Below are 18,546 nucleotides of genomic sequence, written 5' to 3' on the forward strand. Positions count from 1 at the left end.
TTTGACACTATCTCAACACATCATCAACGCCGCTTTTGCTGCGACGACAATCTCAATCTTGCCGTTCATTGGTAAGAAATGCTTGCCCGTCAACATATCTTGAAGAGGGCGCGCTAGTGGTAAGGAGATCGTTTGTTTCCGCGCCGATTTGTTGATCACCACAAAACCACGCTCACCACGGCTGAACACCAACATATCGTCATTCCCTTCCAGCACCGTCATTGGCTCGCCATGAAAGTGGTTATGGAATGCAATCATCTGTACCATTCGCGGATCATGCCAAGCGTCTTTCCAACGTGGCTGCCCGTTCTGGTTAAGTATGCCGCTCGTATCGAGATCGGTATAAATCAGAGGTGTTCCACCATCACGCCCCAATACATAGGCGTAAGCTAACCACTCGTTTTCTTCATCCAACACTAAGTTAGCAAACACATCATTGTTGGGAATATCATGTGTGGTGACAAACGTAATTGCGCGCCGATTCGACAACGCCTGACCAAAACAGTACGGGTCTATCAAGCTTTTAAAGCTGCCTTTCGGGGCAAACGCTTTAAATAAGGTGCTAAAAAGAGGGAAATCGTACGCACCGAGGCGAGTCTCTTGTAAGTAAGGCTGCAGGAAAAGCTCATACTCCTCCTCCGTGGCTCCCCCATCGGTGATGATTTCACCGAAGATATGCATGCCCTGCGTGATGTCTTCAGTCCACACTTGCTTGATATGCTCGAGCGTCATGTGCTTTGCTGCATCAATGCGAAACCCTTTGACACCCATCGCCTTCAACGCCATTAAGTAATGACGCTGCTGGGTGATCACATGCTCATGAACACGTAAGGTCGGTAAACCGGGATCCGTCGGGCCACCGCTGATACGGCCATTTTGCACTTGCCACTTGTCTTTCCAATCTCGAATGCCAAACGCTTCAACAAAATCTTCTTCGGTAAATAGAGGCTCAGAGAGATCACCAAACAATCGCTGGCTTTCATAGTACTCGGGATCGCACATGTACTCTTCGAGTACGCTTTTACTTGGGTAGTTTAAGTCCGCTCTCTGTTTTGCTTCATTCGCCATATGATTAAACACCACATCCGCATAGACCCAAACACCACAATGCTGGAGCTCGGTCACCATGTTCTGAAAATCAGTGGTGTTGCCAAGTGCGTTATCAATCACGCGGTAATCCTGTGGCTGGTAACGCTGCCACCACTTGGGTGACTTGGCGCTGCGTAGCGGCGGAGAAACGAGCACAGATCCATAACCCAGCTCTTGAATTTTTTTTGCCTGTTTAGCGATATCGGCATATTTCCAGTCAAATGCATGCAAAATTACGTTGGCTTTGCTGGTCGGCAAAGCGTGTTGTGCTTGATTCATTTTCTTCACATCACCTTTAGTCATCGTTCTTTTCTGTACGAGTGAATTCAATGACTGAAATTATAAAAGGAGTCCGCCCGCCGCCCTCCCCCTTTGCAAACGAGTTGTAAGGGTGAATGGAAAGGCGTAGTGACTCCTTTTCATCAGCGTATGGTGGAAAAATCATAAGCCATTGAATGGAGAAAGGAATGGCAACTTAGTTAACATACTGTTTTAAATATAAAAAAATCAAACCCATCTCTATATCTACTACTTATTTCCATACGCCTTTATGCCAAAGCAAACCCAAGTGTCTACCCTTGCCTCGTTTTCTCTTTTCTTGTTCATCGAGCAGAAATGCCGCACAAGTCACACTCGGTGAGAATACAAAAATCGATTTTCGACTGGGTGATGCTTTGCTAGCCACTCACCACAACAAAAAAAGCCGCCTGTTTGCAGGCGGCTCTTAGGATCATGGCTTGGCTAATCGTAGATTGGCACCACCAAAATATCGACGGGAGATTTGTTCACCAACGTTCTTGAATACGAGATGATCTTGCTCCAGAAGTTATGGTGATGACCGCAGATAAGTAGATCAACTTCGTGCTCTTTGATGGTGACTTCAAGTTTGTCGCCTAGATCGCCAGTCCCGACAAAAAAGTGTTTCAATGGATATTCCATATAATCGCTAAAGCTTCTTAAACACTCCATTGAATGTTCTGTGAGCGGCCTTTGCGTCGGATCGACATTTAAGTCGATGAGTTCACGATAAATCTCCCCATGAGTCCCATCGATGTGGATAAAGGAAATCTCTGAATCAAAGTAGCTCGCCATTTCAACGGCTCGGTCAATCAGCACGGTACTGTCGTCTGAAATCTCCAAGGCAACCAAGATATGTTTGTATTTCATAGCCTCACCCTTTTGCGCAATGCGTTATCTTTAGCATAGCGATCTCTAACGAAAAAAGTGTCGATAAGATCCCGAAATAGCTCATTTTTTATCGAGAGGTGAGCGGTATTTTCCAAAAGCTCTAAACGCAAAAACGCAACCATCTGGCTGCGTCTTAACTTGGTTAATTTGTAATACCCAACCACTTATTGTTGCCGGCCGCGAATACAGCATTCAATCAATAGCAAGGTAGGGCATTAGGTTCTGTATAGTACCTTCAACACGTGCCAACCGAACTTGGTTTTCACTAAGTGTGGCGTCAATACTTCACCAGTAAAGCAAACTTTATCGAACTGAGGTACCATCTGGCCACGTTTGAATTCACCGAGGTCACCGCCACGTTTGCCCGAAGGACAAAGTGAATGCTTCTTCGCAAGCACATGAAATTTCGCTCCTTTCTTCAACTGAGCGATAATATCTTCCGCTTGCTCTTTATGCTTCACCAAAATGTGAAGCGCTGCTGCTGTGTTGGCCATCAAACACCCCCTAAAATAAAAAACGCGCAAGTGTAACCTAAAGGCAGGTATCGGTCATTAATTTGATCTAAACACACGACCATACGCTTTAACTTCGCTTTAGCCCTTGCTGGACTAGAATTATAAAGTAAGATTGAAGCGTTAGAATTTCAAAACAAGGTATACCCATGGCTAAAACCCCAAGTAAGGCTAATCAATCGCAAGGAATGCTGGTCTTCAAACTGACCTTAAAGCAAAATTTTGCTATTGGTACGCTCAAAGTTAGGGAGATCGTGCCATACATGCCGACGACACAAATACCTTACTCTCATCGTCACGTGGTCGGCACCGTCACGATTCGTAACCTCACCGTGCCCGTTATCGACATGTCCGCTGCAATTGGTTTTCGCCCGATCGACAAATCGGAATACAAGAATAGCTATTTGATCGTGACAGACTGCTTACGTACTGTGGTGGCTTTCATGGTGCGCTCTATAGAAAAGATCATCGATTGCGATTGGCGCTCGATAGAAACCCCACCAGCCAGCGTAGGTCATAATGTGTTCGTCACTGGCATCACGCGCTATAACAACGAAATCGTGCAAATGCTGGACGTGGAGTTATTGCTTTCAAAGATTTATCCGCAATACGAGAACGCCAATATCCCAATGTTGACCGATGTGGAACGTGAACGTCTCAAAGCATTGAACATTCTACTTGTCGATGACTCCTCTATTGCTCGAAAACAATTGAGTGACGCGCTCGACGGTATCAACATCGGTTATCAGATCTGTAAAAACGGCTTAGACGCATTGGAGCTGATGCGAGTTGAAGCCGGACGCGGTCGCCCATTCGATTTGCTTGTAAGCGATATCGAAATGCCCGGATTGGATGGCTATGAATTGGCGTTTGAAGTGCAAAATGATCCGGCGTTAAACCGCTCCTATCGTATTTTGCACACCTCATTATCCAGTGAAATTTGTGTTGATCGCGCTCACCAGGTCGGGGCACACGAAGCGTTAGAAAAATTTAATGCTGGCGAGCTGATTGAAGCGATGCTGCGTGGTGCCAAATCACTGGAACAAGCGAGAAATAAAACTGTCGCGGTTTAATCGCAGCAGCTTTTGCTGGCTTATTTAGGCATTGAATAACTTTTGCTGACAAACTCGGTTTCTTGCACCTGATAATATTGATTGGTGTAAGAAGCCAAGGCATACATGACATTTGCTAATAGATTGCCATAGCGAAATAACATCGCCTCAGGTGATTTCTTCGCTGAATGTTCAATCATCACCAATGCTCTCACCACCTTCTTTGCTTGACATCGACATAGATGCAACTGAGCAGACACCGCATGACCACCCGGAAGAACAAAGCCAACGAAGCCACCATTTAACTCATTACGTAGTGTTTGGTAGTCCTGTTTGAGCTCAGCAATCATCGCTTCATCAATGGCCAACTTTCCTCGTACGGAGCCATTTAGGTGATAAATGTTCGGTTGAACTCGCGTCAGAACATCACGAACAAGCTCCGGCAAATCCATGGTCAGCAACAAGCCAACTCGACTACAAAGCTCATCGGCACTGATCTCAAAATCACAGACGGGGCTGTCTTCATAAATAAATGGGTAGCAAAGTTCGTCAAGCTGCTTGGATACAGGTTTCATTATTTGTTTTTCGCCATTGAAAAAGGGAGTCAGTATAACTGAGCTCCCTTGTCTTTGCTGGAGAATCTAAGTCGGAGAATCTGACGCGTTCAAACTCGCATTCGTTATCCGTTGGAGATCTTACGATGCCCCTCTTGAAGGTGGACAAAATCAACCAGATCATCACCAGACACTTGGTACGCCTGACCAAAGCCTTTTACAAACAGGCCACGTTCCGCCTTAAGATTAAACAAAACGAAATCTTCCAGTTGGCTTAAACCAGAGACAATCTCGCCAAAACGCTCTTCCATTTGAGTAATCACTTGATGCCAAAGCTGAGTATCACGTTCAATCACACTCGCTACCGCATCAAAGGTCAAACGCTTACGCGCAAAAAGCTGCTTAGCGCCTTCCTCATCTTCGATCATCATCAAAGACACTTGCGGATTCTCAAGCAGGTTACGCGCATGACGCGCGATTTTCGAGATCAAAACAAAGTACCCTTCTTGATTCTGTACAAAAGGCGCATAACTCACGTTTGGACGGCCATCCGCATCTACCGTCGCAAGTTGCAACGTTTGACGCTCCTGACGAAACTCTTTAATTTCCGGCTCTAGGCGACCTTGTAACCTTTCTTGTTTTACCTGCTGATCCATGGCTTTCTCCTCGAATTTTTGTTGTTATTAGATTGATATTATTGAGCAAACTCATTTTGCATTGATTTAAAACGTGCCACTTGCTCTGGGAACAGTTCACGTTTTTCATCGCGGCCTAGATAGATCTTAAAAATGTTCTCACCAGAGGCCGAAAAGAAACCAAAGTAGTGGCTTTCTTTCCCCATGAATGGCTTGCTGACTAAAGCCACTGCAACAACATTGTCTAACTTGAGATGGCCGTGCAACTCACCCTGTTTGCCCATTAGGTTGTAATAGCCTCTTGCCTCTTTCCCTTTCGGGAAGGGCGCTTTCACCTCAAAAATCGAGCCGAACGCATGTACGATGGTCGTCACTGGGCCAAAATCAACCAGGTTCTCTAAAATGGATTGCGCGAGCTCTCCTTTAACCAAAACAGCCATATCCTGAGGGAGAGACTGAACGATGTCGAGCTCCGTTACGCTTAGGCGTTCTGCCATCGCTGCGGGTAATAACGTGGGTTCTTGTTGTAGCAGTTCAGCTACTTGTTGTTGCAGAGAATTCATCTTCTTTCCTACAAATTATCGATTCATTGATGTTTTTCGCCTGAGCCTATAAGCGTTAGGCGAACACGCCACTACTGTGCGATGGCTTGTGTCTGATGAGCACTTTGATATTCAGAGCTTAGTATTTGAATACACGCTTGTGCCAAGGAAACGGCCCAAAAACTGCCTGCCAACGTCAATGTGGCACTACGCTCATTCAGTTCAACCAACCCTCTCTCTTGCCAGAGTCGGAATAGAGGTTGAAGAAAATCAAAGACGTTGTCGCCCATGAACTCAGGCAGCTTATCTGCCATCACAACACCGCGATCAAATCCAGATTTCAACGCGGCGAAAATCGCTTCTAGCGGATGTTGCTGCGTCATCATCATAAGGGGAAGCTGGCCGTGGTTTATCGCCGCCATATAGGCGTCGAGGCTACGATGTTGCATCATGCCGTAACTACCAATAGAACCGCCAGCACCACAGCCAATCGGCAAAACTTCTGCGTAGGTCTTGGCCAAACTATTGTAGAGGCTGCGCTCGCGGTTATCCGTTGCCCAGTGGTTCACACTCAGTTGTTTGAGATGGTGCTGGCGCATAAAGTTCACTCCAATCTCATACATGCTGGCTTTATCTGGCGTCGTCGCGGGAGGAGGTAGCTTGCCCTTCTCTACCAAATTCAACATAGGCGCACTGCCCCCCACCACCAACTGGTATAAGTCCAAACCGTGCGCGCCCGTTGAGATGAAATCGTTGAGATCTTGCAACAAGACGTCACGAGTTTGATGTGGTAAACCATATAGGAGATCAACGATCACTGGTGCTTGGTCGTAACGGGCTAACTCACTGAGACGTGTGAGCACTTTCTCTCGGTCATCTAACCGCTTCGCGCTGCGGCGCACCAAGGTATCAAAGCTCTGAACACCAAATGAAAAGCGGTTAAAGCCGCCTTTCATCGCGCCATCATACATCTCGTCGCTAAAGCGATTAATGCGCCCTTCCAGCGTGATTTCACAATCAGCAGAAAGCGGAAAATGGCTTCGAATCGCTTCTCCCAGCAACCTTACCTGGGCAGGAGAAAGGTCTGTAGGCGTACCGCCTCCAACGTACACGGCATGGAAAACGCCACTTTGTGTCCATGGCAGCGCCGATTTAATCGCAATTTCTTTCAGCAGTGCTTCGAAATAACCATCAACCAGTTGGCGACTGGCCGCGTTTTGGAAGAAGTTACAGAAGGTACAACGCACACGGCAAAACGGAATGTGGATATACAAACAGCGTTTTTTGCGTGAAAACTCATTACTTTGGGTCAACGTATTAAACTGTCCCACCAATTGAGATGGGTTTAATGGTCGACTCATTCCACCAGCGTGAGCTGAGTGTTTTTGAGCGAAGGCAAAACGCAACGGATCTGGGGTATCAATACCGATAATGGATTGATCATACTTATCTAATGTAAGCGTCATATTCACTCGCTTATTCCCCGCTGTATAAGGCTTAGCGGGTTAATCTCTAAAACTGATGCGATCATAAAATTAGTTAAATGATAATGCAATTGATAATTGATCTTATTTGCAATGTAAGTGATAATCTCGCCCAGATTTAGCTTTTCGGAACAACAGCATCATGAATTTACCCAGATATCTTTTTGCGGGTTCGCTCTCGTTGATGTTGCATGCGGCGTTCATCTCAGCCAAAGAGCAAGCCGTCATTTTTCAAACCAATGCGGGTAGCGACTCTGCGTCCGTCTCATTAAATTTGGTCTCCAATCCTCCCCCTTCCTCCAATAACGTGGTGGAAAAAAACGTTGAGCCAAAAGAAGAGACCAAACCACCCACTAAACCAAAACCAAAAAAGCCAGCAGAGCCAAAGAAAGAAGTGGCGAAGCCCAAACCGCCAACCCCAAAGAAAGCGTCTTTAGAAAAACCCGTGGTAGAAAACAAGAGCAGCACGAAACCCACTGAGTCAACGCCTGTGGAGCAGCCAGAACCCGCGGAACATAAAACGCCAAAAGGTGCGGACAATGATCAACCTGCCAGTTCCGCTTCTCAGGGTGTCAGTAGCCAACCGACGCTGATTGAAAAGCCGAGCTTCATGGAGAAACCAGTTCAGCCGAAATATCCTCGAGTCGCACAAAAGCGGGGGATTGAAGGCACTGCCTTGTTTGAATTGTGGATTGATGAGCAAGGAAAGCTAACCCAGTTACTGTTGATCACATCGAGTGGCGCAAAAATGCTTGATGACGCGGCTAGAAAAGCCATTCAGCAGTGGAAATTTACCCCTCACGCAGAGAATGGCCAAAAAATGCCTTCTCGAGTAAGAGTTCCCGTTCGATTTTCTTTGGACTAACCATGCAACAACTACTAGAACTGCAAAACCAACTTGGCCTAATGACTTGGCCGCTAATTCTCTGTTCCGCGGTGACGGTGATGATCGTCATCGAACGCTTGATTCAGGTCGTTTTAAGTATCGGCGTCGGCAAAAGTGCTATACGCCGTCAGCTCAGCACGATTTCGCCGACGAATAGCCAACAGATTGAGCAACTCGCACAAGCTCTATCAAACAAACGCCCGTTGCTCTACCGCGGGGTTGCCATGCTTTTAGCACATCACGACTTTGCTAAATCGTTACGCGAAGATGCCGCAGGGATGTGGTTACAGGAAAAACGTCACCAACTTCATTCCGGTTTACGTCTGCTGACACTCATTGGCGTGATCAGCCCACTGCTCGGCTTATTGGGAACCGTTCTTGGTCTTATCGAGATGTTTAAAGGCGTGGCGGCGTCCAGTGGCAACATCACCCCCAATGATCTTGCGGAAGGCTTAGGGCTGGCGATGAGAACCACCGCAGCCGGGCTTTTGATTGCGCTTCCTGCAATTGCCAGCGCGCAATTGCTCGGCCTATGGGCGGATCGCGTCATGTCCAAACTGGAGCATAGCTTAAACTACGTCAACCTCTGGCTGGAGGGGGTGTCACTTCAACATGTATCACCGGGCAAGCATATTTCAGAGCAAAACAAGCTGCAGGTTACCGTCCATGATTAAAGTGCCTCAAAGTCATCAAGACTCAGGATTAACCCCAGACTTAACACCGTTACTCGACATCATATTCATTGTGATGGTGTTTTTAATGTTAACAGCGGCAGTGAAACTGGAATCTATCGATGTCAGTTTACCCAGCAGCGATTCAAAAGCGGTATCTCCAGTGGATAAACAATCGCTCACCATCAACATCTTAGCGGAAGAACCACATTGGGCAATCAATGGTCAACGCTATCTCGACTGGCAAAACTTCACTTTGGCCTTAACGGAAGAGACCAAAAATTCGGACAAACCCGTTGTCATCGGCGCTGATAAAACGGCAGACATTCAACACTTGGTCACCCTATTAGCTTTCTTGCAAGAAAAAGGCATTAAAGCCACTCAGCTCCTCACCGATCAACCACAATAAGAGATTCAGGAATGAAAAAAACCATGATTTTAGGGCTCAGCTTTGCCCTTCTAAGCACCACCCTTAGTTGGCCTTTACAGGCTGCGCAAGAACGAATCATTAGTGCTGGCAGCGCCGTTACCGAGCTAATTTTGGCTTTGCACGCCGAACAATCCCTTGTCGCTGTTGATGTAACAAGTCAGCTACCCGAAGGTCAGCCACTTCCCAAAATCGGTTATCACCGTCGCTTGTCGGCCGAAGGCTTATTGGCGCTATCACCAACGAAATTGATTGGCTCTGATGAAATGGGGCCTGCCCCCGTATTGCAACAACTTAAGTCTACTGGCGTCGATATTGAAGTGGTGAACACGCAAGCCAATGTGAACGGGCTAAAAGCGCGCATCGACCAGATTGCCGCCATTCTAAACAAACCACAAGAAGCACAGCAGTTGAAGTCTCTAGTTGATCAGCAAGTGCAAAGTTTAAAGGCGAATCAGCCGACAGAGCAGAAAAAGAAAGTGCTGTTTTTGCTGATTCACGAAGGACGCGCAGCAAACGTGGCCGGCACGGATACAACACCTGATGCCATCATCCGTTTGGCAGGCGCCATTAACCCCGCCGCCGATAAGATTACCGCCTACAAGCCTCTTTCAAGCGAGTCGATGGTAGAAATGCAGCCAGATGTGATTTTAGTCAGTGGCCGCAGTTTCGAAAAGCTGGGTGGCCCTGACGCCATCATCAAAATGATGCCTCTTTTGGCCGCTACGCCTGCCGGACAAAATAAACAGATCATGGCTATAGATGGCGCCGCTTTAGTTGGCGGTTTGGGTTTAAAGAGCCTTGCAGAAGCCAAACGACTTAACCAGTTACTTTATACGCAGTAATTTTTCATCATGTTACGTCATATCCCTCTTTCCATCTGCGTCACGGTACTTTTAGTGACGCTGAGCTTAACGGCTATCTCTTCGGTGACCGTAGGGCCGATGAACATTAGTGGTGCCGATACCTTGAGCAGCTTGCTGCGTTTAGGTGACCTTGCACCGCATATTGATGTGGTTATCCAAGAAATTCGTCTTCCCCGCACACTACTTTGCATGTTGGTGGGGGCAATTCTTGCGCTTTGTGGTGTCGTGATGCAGGGTTTGTTTCGAAATCCATTGGCCGAACCGGGCATCATTGGCGTCTCAGCTGGTGCGGCATTAGGTGGAGCAGTTGCGATTGTCGCCCTTTCTCAAGTGGCAATGTTGTCTGCCTCGATCATGAATTTAGCGGTATTGCCCATTGCCAGCTTCCTTGGTGGTGCACTGGCGACGGCCTTGGTCTACAAAATGGGGGCCGGAAAATTTGGGACCTCGGTCACCATCATGCTCTTAGCGGGCGTCGCGATCAGTGCCATTTCCGGTGCAGCGATTGGCTATCTCAACTTCCTTGCCGATGATCAAACACTGCGTGACCTCTCTTTGTGGTCAATGGGCTCACTCGCGGCAGCAAACTGGGGATCCATTGCTTTGGCGGCTTTGACCTTATTGGTCCTTTATGGCTACTTTGCTCGTAAAGCCATGGCGCTGAATGCACTACTTTTGGGGGAATCTGAAGCTCGTCATCTAGGCATTGAAGTACAACGCCTCAAAAGAGGTTTGATTGCACTTTCAGCCATTGGCGTTGGGGTGACGGTCAGTATTTGTGGGGCGATTGGTTTTATCGGTCTGGTGATCCCGCATCTTGGTCGTATGCTTGCAGGACCAGACCATCGCAAATTAATTCCGCTCTCAGCGTTGCTAGGCGCGTTACTGCTGACCTTTGCTGACATGGTGGCAAGAGTTGCCGTCGCACCTGCTGAGTTGCCTGTGGGCATCGTCACTGCCGCTATCGGCGCACCTTTCTTTATTTATCTTCTCTTCCAGCAGAAAGGACGAATTGTATGAAAAAGCCTGTTGTACTTCGAGGGCAAAATCTCTCATTGCAGTTCGCCTCTCGCCAGGTGCTCAAACAGATCGATGTGGCATTTTGCGCTGGTGAAGTGGTGGCATTACTTGGCCCAAACGGCGCAGGAAAAAGTAGCCTGCTCAAGTTGTTGAGCGGTGAGATAGCTTCCTCACAATCCATCGAATATTTTGGTAAAGCCGCCAAAAGCTGGCGCAGCGCAGCGCTTTCTCGTCACTTGGGTTTGTTGCCACAAAGCAGTTCACTCACCTTTCCTTTTCTAGCGCGAGAAGTGGTCGAATTAGGTGCGATCCCTCTGGCGTTATCCCAAGCTGAAGTGAAAGCCATCGCTGAGAAATACATGGCCATAACGGACGTCGTCCATCTGGCGGACAGCTTATATCCTCCCCTATCTGGCGGAGAGAAGCAGCGCCTTCATTTTGCGCGAGTATTAACTCAGCTCGATCAAAGTGGCGATCAAAAAATCTTGATGCTGGATGAGCCAACCTCTGCGCTCGATCTGGCCCACCAGCACAATACTCTGCGAGTGGCGAAACTGTTTGCCAAAGAGCAACAAGCGTGCGTCATTGTGGTATTGCATGATCTTAATCTGGCGGCTCAATATGCAGACCGCATGGTGATCCTACATCGTGGTGAGATTGTGGTTGATGCCAATCCAGAAGAGGCACTGACTCCAGAAATTATTGACTCGGTATACGGCTATAAAGCGTTGATAGGCCGTCACCCTACTCTGGGCTTCCCGCTAGTCCAGCCTGCCGCCTAGCGCGTTTGAGCGATGAAAATCGCCATCGTTCGCGCCCTATAAAAATAAAGCTCCCAAAATGGGAGCTTTATTTATGGAATATTGGTCATTATTGACTAATACGGACAAGAGACTTACCAAACAGCCACTCGAGCTCTTTTTTACTCTCTTCACCAAACTGGCTTTCCGTCATTTTGTAGAGACGGTCGATACCGTTTGCCGCAAACTCGTGCGCACGCTCAGCCGTTACAATATGGTGGAAAAGCAGACGCAGGATGGCACGGAACTCTTCATCTTCCAACGCAACAACCCAGCTTTGAGAAAACTCGTTTAGACCTTTATTGAATTCAAGGTGCTCAACGAACAGTTTAAAAATTCGACCGTCTAGTGCAGCGGTAAAGTCCGTTTTCTTAGGGAAATGATGACTTATACCGGTACGTGAAACACCTGTCTGTTGGCTCAACGTCGTGTACGACATTTTGTCGTAACCGAGCCTAAGCAACTGATCAACAACGGCATCCATAATTTTCTGGATAGTGATTTCGGTATCTTCTTTACTACGCTTTGGCATATTTTAGCTCTTCTCTTTGTAAATCCATCTAACTCAAAGTCTGAGGTCAGAATGAAAATCGTTCTCAATAGGTTGCCAGAAAACACCCTTTTTCGAAATAAACAAGCCTACTTTTTATTACGAAATACTGTAAACCAGGTTTGCAGATGCATGTCGTCAAGCAAAACAAAATTTCAGAATATGCAACTAAATTAATACCATTAAATGACATTAGTTTAATATTTACATCTGCATTTTGAACCGATTGATAGCGATAGATTATGTAAAAATAATTTATCTCGAGATACTCTTATAAAATCCTGCTAGGTGCAACTCACTCACTGTGATTACTAAGTAAGTAAAAGGTGAAATCCGGTAAATTATTGACTCGGATCACATCGTCCATTAACAAAATCTAAAGTTATCTCTGCTTAACCCTCTCAACAAACAACATAGCATACCGATATTTTTTTATCCAAGTTGTTCCATTTATTTCTATTGAAAAAAAAACGAGTTGAGTATAATCCCTTTTTTAAGTGAGGATTCGTTATGAGCATTGAACACGAAGAAACCCAAGTATGTGAAGCGTGTGGTTGCGCTGGTGAAATTGGCTTTATCATCAAAGAAGGCGATGACGTTGCAGACGTGACAATTTACGCTGGTTCAAAAGAGTTGCTACAAGCGGAATTTGCCAAGTATCTAGAGCTGGCGAAAGCAGTAAACGAAAATGTGGAATACAACACCACAGAGCTGACTGATGACGCCACTGAGCTCACTGCTCGCTTTAAATTCGAAGTGAGTGCAGAGAAACTGATTTTTGAACTGAAAAGCCGCTCTTTATCACGTTAATCCCTAACGTTATTCTTAGACGAGCCTACGATTTAGGCTCGTCTTTTATTTTGATCTGCTGCCACTTCAGTGCACCGTTGGTTTCAAAACTCTTCTCCGCAACACACTCAAGCAACACACCTTCAACATTCAATACCGCACCAATGGAATACGCTTGATCTTGGTAATAACACACCCGTAAGCGTGCTGGCGTTTCTGCTGCCACCACGGCCACGATCTTGTCCCCTGTCGATACCGTTTTTGCTACCGCAGGCCCAGAGCTCAACAGCAACAACATCAGCGCAGCCAAACCACGAATCGCAGTGATACCTGTTACCCAATTTTGACGCATACACTCTCTCCAACTTCTATTAGTACGCTACAATGCGATGAGATAGGCTTTATGGCCTAGAGCACAAGATTCACCCCAAATGGACATCGCGATGAACACACTTTTCGTCACATCACTGGCCCTTTTCTTTTCCACGGTTACCATGGCGGTTCCTCTCGACTACTATCAAATTCTGAATCATCTCGATAACTACGGCAATCTGGATTTGCGTAATAAGCCTTACAGCTCACTTCCAGATGGCCTAACGGTCAAAGGCAACCTCAATATTGGTAGCACCACAATAAAGAACTTGCCGAAAGATCTCTCAATCGAAGGCAGTCTAGAGGCAAGTAATAGTCAACTCGCAATGGTCTATCCAGGCACCTCCATCAAAGGTTACGCCAATCTATTGGGGTCTCAAATTAAAAACTGGCCCGCTGGCATCACGCTTGGGGGATATTTGAATCTCACCGATACGCCGTTAGAAAAGCTGCCATTTGGCTTACGTGTGAAAGGAGACTTGAGTGTCATTCGCACCCCCATCAAAGCTCTGCCTGAGAATCTGGTAGTGGAAGGCAATTTATACATAGGCGGCTCTGCACTGACAGAGTTCCCAGACAAAATGACCGTCAAAGGCCATATTTTCCTCGGAGGAAATCGTATCAGCAAGTGGCCAAGTGAACTTGACTTAGGGGGCGCGGTGGCGAGATAAAGCCACGGAGATAAAGCCACGTGCTTTCCCTCTTTGACATCCCATTGATAGACAAAAGCCAGCAGTGTGAAGTGATGCTGGCTTTTGTTTTAGGCGCTTATGCTACTTGTTATTACAAGGGTTAGCATAACTCGCCACTAAGTACTTCTGCGCGCCTTCAGGCAGCTGCAGAAGCTTCTCTGTAAGCGAAGCTCGCACCGCTTCGGTAATCGAGTCATCTTCCAAACCCGCCGCCAACTTATTGATGGGGAATAGATGGTAATGTTCATGTATCTGACGGTCGATCTCTTCGGCTAATGCTTCTGGTGTAGCAAAGTCATCCACGATGACATCACCAAAGGCCACTTGAACACGCCCTTTGTATCCAACGATGCCCTGAATAATGCTTTCGATGTCTTCAAACTCACCTTTTTCATAACGGCCATTGGTCGCCTTTTCGTACAGCTCTCTCGCTTTTGCGATATCGCAGGGATCGTTCTCATAAGAAATCGACACAGGCACAATTCTTAATGACTTCATGTATTCGGCAAAATCGATTTTCTGCTTGCGCCCTTCGACATGAAACATTTTCAAAATCGCAGGATCGGTGAAATCATTACCATCCTTCGCTCGGCCCTCTTTTTGTGCAATCCAAATGGAATTGCCCGTATCAAGGGAATGCTTGATATAAGACGACAACTGACCCAGCACTTTCATCATTTCGCGTGGCGCTTTGACGGAACGTTTGACAATAAAACTCTTGTTCAGCTTCATCAGCTCAGTGGCACAAGGCTTTTTCAGTAGGTTGTCACCAATCGCAATGCGCACCGTTTTATGGCCATGCTTAAACAAACCGTAGTTCACCAAAGCAGGGTCCATCGCAATGTCACGGTGGTTGCAGATAAACAAATAGGCGCTGTCTTTATCCAGCTTTTCTAACCCGGTGTAATTCACGCCATCAGTGGTTGTCTTCAGCGTCTGTTCTAGATACTTCTTTACAACTAACTGTATTGCTTCAACGGAATCAAGCTTGTTCCATTTTCTTTTCAGATAGAACTTCAGAAATGGCGCCACTAAACCTCTAAACCAAGACGAACTATTGGCATAGCGGTGCTGCAAAATGGCACTAATGAATTCATCATCTTGCACTAAACGGTCGAGTGCTGCAGAAATCTCTTCGTCGTTATAAGGACGAATTTCTAAATATGGGTCAATGTTGTCTGTCATTATTCTTGTCGTATTAAAAAAAACTGGCACATTCTACGCATTGTTGGCAACGCTCGCAGCTACCTTAGCCGTTGTTTCTCTAAGGTCATACCAGTCAACTCACAAATATGACAAATAGTGCCTTAGTTCGTTCCCTGTTTTTTGAGGTTGGCATTTCTCACGCTAGAAGGTAACCTTAGCGCCCCATGATTTGAGGTACCCAACATGAACTACGCCATTGAATTTAAACGTGAGTCTTTCAGCCATTTAACTGCGATGGCAAGAAAGCGTTCATTGAAGCACAAGTGGTTGCTTGTACGTTCAGGATTGGCGCTCATTAAAATGGGAAAACAAGAGTTTTGCCTGCAACCGAACCAGTCATTTTGGATTCCACAAAACAGCTTGTGTTCCATCTCTCTGTTTCCGGGTACACAGCTCGATACTCTGGATATTTCTGTAAGAGTTCGAGAAACGTTTCCGTACAGCGCTGGATACGTCACGCTCTCGGCTTTATCTTCGGCAATTTTTAACAAACTGGCTGAGATTGCTCCTCGCTCAGAAGAACAACTTGAACTGCTCGCGGTACTCAAACGTGAAGCGACACAAATCCGTCCTCTGTTCGAAGCATCTAAACTGTGTAAACAGTTGAGTCGTTGGTCCCCTCAGTCACATGAGCTTGATAAAGAGTGGCATATGGCGCTACTGGTTCGCGAGGCACAAAAGCGCATGCTTTCCGGTGGAAAAAAAGAACAAGTGGTCAGCGAACTGTTTAGCGGCGATGAACAACAATGCAACGTGATCTGCGAGATGTTATTAGGCAAGACGTTGTAAAAGAAGTGGAACGCTCCTCTGCGAGGAAAACCACCGCCACACTCAATCTCAATAAAAACGCCAGCAGTTTGCTGGCGTTTTTATTGAGATTCTTACAAAGAGCTTCTGTTGTTGAGATTAGAAAGGCACTTCTATTTGCATCATCACGTCGGCTTCAGAAGTTTCATGCCAGCGATAATCAAAGCGCATTCTCGGTTCACCGGATTTTTTATCGCCCAAGCCAATGCTGAACATTAAACCATGACTTCGTAGCCACTCTTCGGTTGTCATACTCGCCACTTGGTTTTCATACTCTTCCGGCAACCAGAAACCCAGACCAAAATGCTTATCAGAGAGGTTTTGCGTCAAGACCGGGTTATCTTTTGGCTTTAACGCCCATTCACCCCAGTAATCTTCTTGTGTTTCTTGCTTGTCATCATTAAGCCAAATCATCGCATTGTTTTTCAAGAAATTGATTTTATCTTCGAGTGACGTGCAAATTTCCATGGCACTGTCTTGCAGCATAATTGAACGCTCTTCCAGCAATGCACAAGACGCTGCTGCTTGCTTGGCAAACAACATCGATACAATGCAACATAGGAACGTTCTTTTTAGCATACTCATCAGACCTCTCTAAACTACGGAATTGTCTTATATAACTGCCGTTCTATCAATAATTTTCTTACGGATGGTGTGGTTAATTCCGCCAAATCGTCCCCACAATCGATCGCATGACGTATATCTGTACTTCTAATCTGCACTTTTTCCGGACAAGCCATCACCGCCCATTTCTGAGTGATCTCTTCCGCTTGATAAAAATTGGCGAACTTGAAAAAGTTATCAGGGCCAATCACAAAGGTTATATCGGCCTCGGGGTAGATTTCTTGAATTCGTGTTAGCAAGGCGTACGTCGTGACACTTTCACCTGGCTGGTATAACTCTTGCTCAATGTTGGAACGCTTAGCTGTCGACAGCGTGAGATCTTGGATAAATGCGTCCAGAAGCTCACAACGAACTGCGTAGTCAAGCATCTCTTTGCCCCATGCATGTGCAATGGAAGGTTCAAGAAGAACCAAATCAAAGTGGGAAAGTGATTCAATCACACTCAGGTGACCAAGGCTAGGAGGATTAAAAGCACTGCCAAAGACGGCGATTTTCAACATAAACGGTATTTACTCGGGTTAGAGAGTTTTCTAATAAAACGAATCGGGTATGATACTACCAGTCATAGTTATTTTGTAATACTAGCCTTGATATTTGTGCCTTTGTCGCCACTTAGGCTAGTTTAGCTTGCAGGAAAAGGAACCCTAAATGGAACAACTCATCCGCGATGAAATGCGTGTGCTTCCAACCATTGATCCGCATTTCGAAATTGAGCGTCGCGTCGCTTTCATCAAAAAGAAGCTGGTTGAATCTGGCTGTAAATCGCTTGTCCTTGGTATCAGCGGTGGCGTCGATTCAACCACTTGTGGCCGTCTCGCTCAGGTTGCTGTGGATCAACTCAACCAAGAATCGAACAGCAATGACTATCAGTTTGTCGCTGTGCGTTTGCCCTATGGCGAACAAAAAGACGAAGACGAAGCGCAACTTGCCCTATCGTTTATCCAACCAACGCATTCTGTTTCCGTCAACATTAAAGCCGGTGTCGATGGCTTACATGCGGCTTCTCATGTTGCGTTAGAGGGCACAGGTCTTATCCCACAAGACGCAGCCAAAGTCGACTTCGTTAAAGGTAACGTCAAAGCACGCGCTCGCATGGTGGCTCAGTATGAAATTGCTGGTTATGTGGGTGGCCTGGTACTCGGTACCGACCATTCTGCAGAAAACATCACGGGTTTTTACACTAAGTTCGGTGACGGGGCTTGTGACTTAGCTCCACTGTTTGGTTTAAGTAAACGTCAGGTTCGTCTTGTCGCAGAAACGCTTGGAGCACCGGAACTTTTGGTTAAAAAGGTACCAACGGCAGACCTAGAAGAGCTGGCACCACAAAAAGCCGATGAAGATGCGCTTAATCTGACCTACGAACAGATTGATGATTTCTTGGAAGGCAAACCCGTCTCTGAAGCCGTCAGTGCGCGTCTAGTGAGTATTTACAAGGCCACGCAACACAAACGCCAACCTATTCCTACTATCTACGATTAACCGAGTTTACGATTCTCCAAGCTCAATGCGAAATGAGCTCTGAAATCGAGATAAAACAATGACCTCGCTTTAAGCGAGGTCAGATTGATGACGAACCCCGCTTTTTAAGTGGGGTTCTTTTTTGGAAGCGACCGTAGGTCGCGATCGTGATTTTTTTTGTTATATCGTGCGCAGAAGTTTCCATTCATTACATGGGTATACAGAAGCAAGTATCTGCCTTATTTCTGCCATATTTAAGCCCATTTTTCGTAGATAGTTCACCACCAACGCTATCTTTTTGATGTTTTGGGCTGCCGCTGCC

Annotated in this window: 23 protein-coding genes; 11 read left to right on the forward strand and 12 right to left on the reverse strand. The window is 46.4% G+C overall.

The features are described from left to right. Nucleotides 1-12: 12 nt before the first annotated feature. The 3 genes from CIK04_RS22325 to ppiC all read right to left on the reverse strand — a co-directional run bounded on the left by CIK04_RS22325 (nucleotide 13) and on the right by ppiC (nucleotide 2,771). Nucleotides 13-1,392 (reverse strand): alpha-amylase family glycosyl hydrolase, encoded by a 1,380-nt coding sequence (locus CIK04_RS22325; RefSeq protein WP_097353467.1) that lies wholly within the window; start codon nucleotides 1,390-1,392, stop codon nucleotides 13-15. Nucleotides 1,393-1,830: 438 nt separating this feature from the next. Continuing rightward, entirely contained in the window at nucleotides 1,831-2,256 is a 426-nt protein-coding gene (locus CIK04_RS22330) for a universal stress protein (protein ID WP_017422436.1), read from the reverse strand. Nucleotides 2,257-2,492: 236 nt separating this feature from the next. After that, nucleotides 2,493-2,771, reverse strand: coding sequence for a peptidylprolyl isomerase PpiC (ppiC, locus tag CIK04_RS22335; protein WP_011082463.1), 279 nt, complete (start codon nucleotides 2,769-2,771; stop codon nucleotides 2,493-2,495). 167 nt (nucleotides 2,772-2,938) lie between these two features. Between ppiC and CIK04_RS22340 the strand changes: the two genes are divergently transcribed. After that, entirely contained in the window at nucleotides 2,939-3,862 is a 924-nt protein-coding gene (locus CIK04_RS22340) for a chemotaxis protein (RefSeq protein ID WP_017422434.1), read from the forward strand. A 20-nt stretch (nucleotides 3,863-3,882) separates the two neighbouring features. Here the strand turns inward: CIK04_RS22340 and CIK04_RS22345 are convergent, their stop codons facing one another. The 4 genes from CIK04_RS22345 to hutW all read right to left on the reverse strand — a co-directional run bounded on the left by CIK04_RS22345 (nucleotide 3,883) and on the right by hutW (nucleotide 7,038). Next, nucleotides 3,883-4,416 (reverse strand): ATP--cob(I)alamin adenosyltransferase, encoded by a 534-nt coding sequence (locus CIK04_RS22345; protein ID WP_039450138.1) that lies wholly within the window; start codon nucleotides 4,414-4,416, stop codon nucleotides 3,883-3,885. Between the two features lie 104 nt (nucleotides 4,417-4,520). Further along, the gene (gene hutZ / locus CIK04_RS22350; protein ID WP_011082460.1) at nucleotides 4,521-5,051 is read right to left on the reverse strand and encodes a heme utilization protein HutZ; all 531 of its coding nucleotides are present in this window, start codon (nucleotides 5,049-5,051) and stop codon (nucleotides 4,521-4,523) included. Between the two features lie 38 nt (nucleotides 5,052-5,089). Continuing rightward, a complete protein-coding gene (gene hutX, locus CIK04_RS22355) occupies nucleotides 5,090-5,593 on the reverse strand; it encodes a heme utilization cystosolic carrier protein HutX (RefSeq protein WP_011082459.1) in 504 nt (167 codons plus the stop codon). A 71-nt stretch (nucleotides 5,594-5,664) separates the two neighbouring features. After that, nucleotides 5,665-7,038: a heme anaerobic degradation radical SAM methyltransferase ChuW/HutW gene (gene hutW / locus CIK04_RS22360; protein ID WP_176463401.1), complete on the reverse strand. Its 1,374-nt coding sequence runs from the start codon at nucleotides 7,036-7,038 to the stop codon at nucleotides 5,665-5,667. Nucleotides 7,039-7,198: 160 nt separating this feature from the next. Here hutW and CIK04_RS22365 point away from each other — a divergent pair, with 160 nt between their 5' ends. Genes CIK04_RS22365 through CIK04_RS22390 form a run of 6 tightly spaced genes read left to right on the forward strand, consistent with a single transcriptional unit; the run spans nucleotide 7,199 to nucleotide 11,708 of the window. Further along, nucleotides 7,199-7,921 carry an energy transducer TonB gene (locus tag CIK04_RS22365; protein ID WP_045627919.1) on the forward strand — a complete coding sequence of 241 codons (723 nt, stop codon included), beginning with the start codon at nucleotides 7,199-7,201 and terminating at the stop codon, nucleotides 7,919-7,921. Nucleotides 7,922-7,923: 2 nt separating this feature from the next. Continuing rightward, entirely contained in the window at nucleotides 7,924-8,616 is a 693-nt protein-coding gene (locus tag CIK04_RS22370; RefSeq protein ID WP_038968283.1) for a MotA/TolQ/ExbB proton channel family protein, read from the forward strand. Next, nucleotides 8,609-9,022 (forward strand): biopolymer transporter ExbD, encoded by a 414-nt coding sequence (locus CIK04_RS22375; protein WP_017422428.1) that lies wholly within the window; start codon nucleotides 8,609-8,611, stop codon nucleotides 9,020-9,022. The genes CIK04_RS22370 and CIK04_RS22375 overlap by 8 nt, the downstream gene beginning before the upstream one ends. An 11-nt stretch (nucleotides 9,023-9,033) precedes the next feature. Further along, a complete protein-coding gene (locus CIK04_RS22380) occupies nucleotides 9,034-9,885 on the forward strand; it encodes a hemin ABC transporter substrate-binding protein (protein ID WP_097353469.1) in 852 nt (283 codons plus the stop codon). Between the two features lie 9 nt (nucleotides 9,886-9,894). Next, nucleotides 9,895-10,926: an iron ABC transporter permease gene (locus CIK04_RS22385; RefSeq protein WP_097353470.1), complete on the forward strand. Its 1,032-nt coding sequence runs from the start codon at nucleotides 9,895-9,897 to the stop codon at nucleotides 10,924-10,926. Beyond that, nucleotides 10,923-11,708, forward strand: a complete 786-nt coding sequence (locus tag CIK04_RS22390) for a heme ABC transporter ATP-binding protein (RefSeq protein ID WP_097353471.1) — start codon at nucleotides 10,923-10,925, stop codon at nucleotides 11,706-11,708. Before CIK04_RS22385 ends, CIK04_RS22390 begins: the two co-directional genes overlap by 4 nt. 88 nt (nucleotides 11,709-11,796) lie before the next feature. Here the strand turns inward: CIK04_RS22390 and CIK04_RS22395 are convergent, their stop codons facing one another. Further along, nucleotides 11,797-12,258, reverse strand: a complete 462-nt coding sequence (locus CIK04_RS22395; protein ID WP_011082451.1) for a TetR/AcrR family transcriptional regulator — start codon at nucleotides 12,256-12,258, stop codon at nucleotides 11,797-11,799. A gap of 528 nt (nucleotides 12,259-12,786) precedes the next feature. Here CIK04_RS22395 and CIK04_RS22400 point away from each other — a divergent pair. Continuing rightward, complete coding sequence (locus CIK04_RS22400; RefSeq protein WP_017422424.1) at nucleotides 12,787-13,086, forward strand: YfcZ/YiiS family protein; 300 nt, start codon at nucleotides 12,787-12,789, stop codon at nucleotides 13,084-13,086. Nucleotides 13,087-13,111: 25 nt separating this feature from the next. Here the strand turns inward: CIK04_RS22400 and CIK04_RS22405 are convergent, their stop codons facing one another. Beyond that, nucleotides 13,112-13,417, reverse strand: a complete 306-nt coding sequence (locus CIK04_RS22405; RefSeq protein WP_039450156.1) for a DUF1496 domain-containing protein — start codon at nucleotides 13,415-13,417, stop codon at nucleotides 13,112-13,114. Nucleotides 13,418-13,496: 79 nt separating this feature from the next. Here CIK04_RS22405 and CIK04_RS22410 point away from each other — a divergent pair, with 79 nt between their 5' ends. Further along, nucleotides 13,497-14,108, forward strand: a complete 612-nt coding sequence (locus tag CIK04_RS22410; protein ID WP_017422422.1) for a hypothetical protein — start codon at nucleotides 13,497-13,499, stop codon at nucleotides 14,106-14,108. 102 nt (nucleotides 14,109-14,210) lie between these two features. Here the strand turns inward: CIK04_RS22410 and CIK04_RS22415 are convergent, their stop codons facing one another. Continuing rightward, on the reverse strand, nucleotides 14,211-15,314 hold the full coding sequence (locus tag CIK04_RS22415; protein ID WP_097353472.1) for a 1-acyl-sn-glycerol-3-phosphate acyltransferase: 1,104 nt from the start codon (nucleotides 15,312-15,314) through the stop codon (nucleotides 14,211-14,213). Nucleotides 15,315-15,518: 204 nt separating this feature from the next. Here CIK04_RS22415 and CIK04_RS22420 point away from each other — a divergent pair, with 204 nt between their 5' ends. Continuing rightward, a complete protein-coding gene (locus tag CIK04_RS22420; protein ID WP_038940027.1) occupies nucleotides 15,519-16,124 on the forward strand; it encodes a hypothetical protein in 606 nt (201 codons plus the stop codon). A 117-nt stretch (nucleotides 16,125-16,241) separates the two neighbouring features. Here CIK04_RS22420 and CIK04_RS22425 read toward each other — a convergent pair whose 3' ends face one another. Both CIK04_RS22425 and CIK04_RS22430 read right to left on the reverse strand, forming a co-directional pair. Beyond that, nucleotides 16,242-16,721, reverse strand: coding sequence for a hypothetical protein (locus CIK04_RS22425; protein WP_045590339.1), 480 nt, complete (start codon nucleotides 16,719-16,721; stop codon nucleotides 16,242-16,244). 20 nt (nucleotides 16,722-16,741) lie between these two features. Next, the gene (locus tag CIK04_RS22430; protein ID WP_017422418.1) at nucleotides 16,742-17,266 is read right to left on the reverse strand and encodes a nicotinate-nicotinamide nucleotide adenylyltransferase; all 525 of its coding nucleotides are present in this window, start codon (nucleotides 17,264-17,266) and stop codon (nucleotides 16,742-16,744) included. Nucleotides 17,267-17,414: 148 nt separating this feature from the next. On the opposite strand from CIK04_RS22430, the gene nadE reads away from it, so the two are divergent. Beyond that, entirely contained in the window at nucleotides 17,415-18,245 is an 831-nt protein-coding gene (gene nadE, locus CIK04_RS22435; RefSeq protein ID WP_038968997.1) for an ammonia-dependent NAD(+) synthetase, read from the forward strand. Nucleotides 18,246-18,546: the final 301 nt, after the last annotated feature.

The sequence above is a fragment of the Vibrio sp. 03_296 genome, from assembly GCF_002265885.1.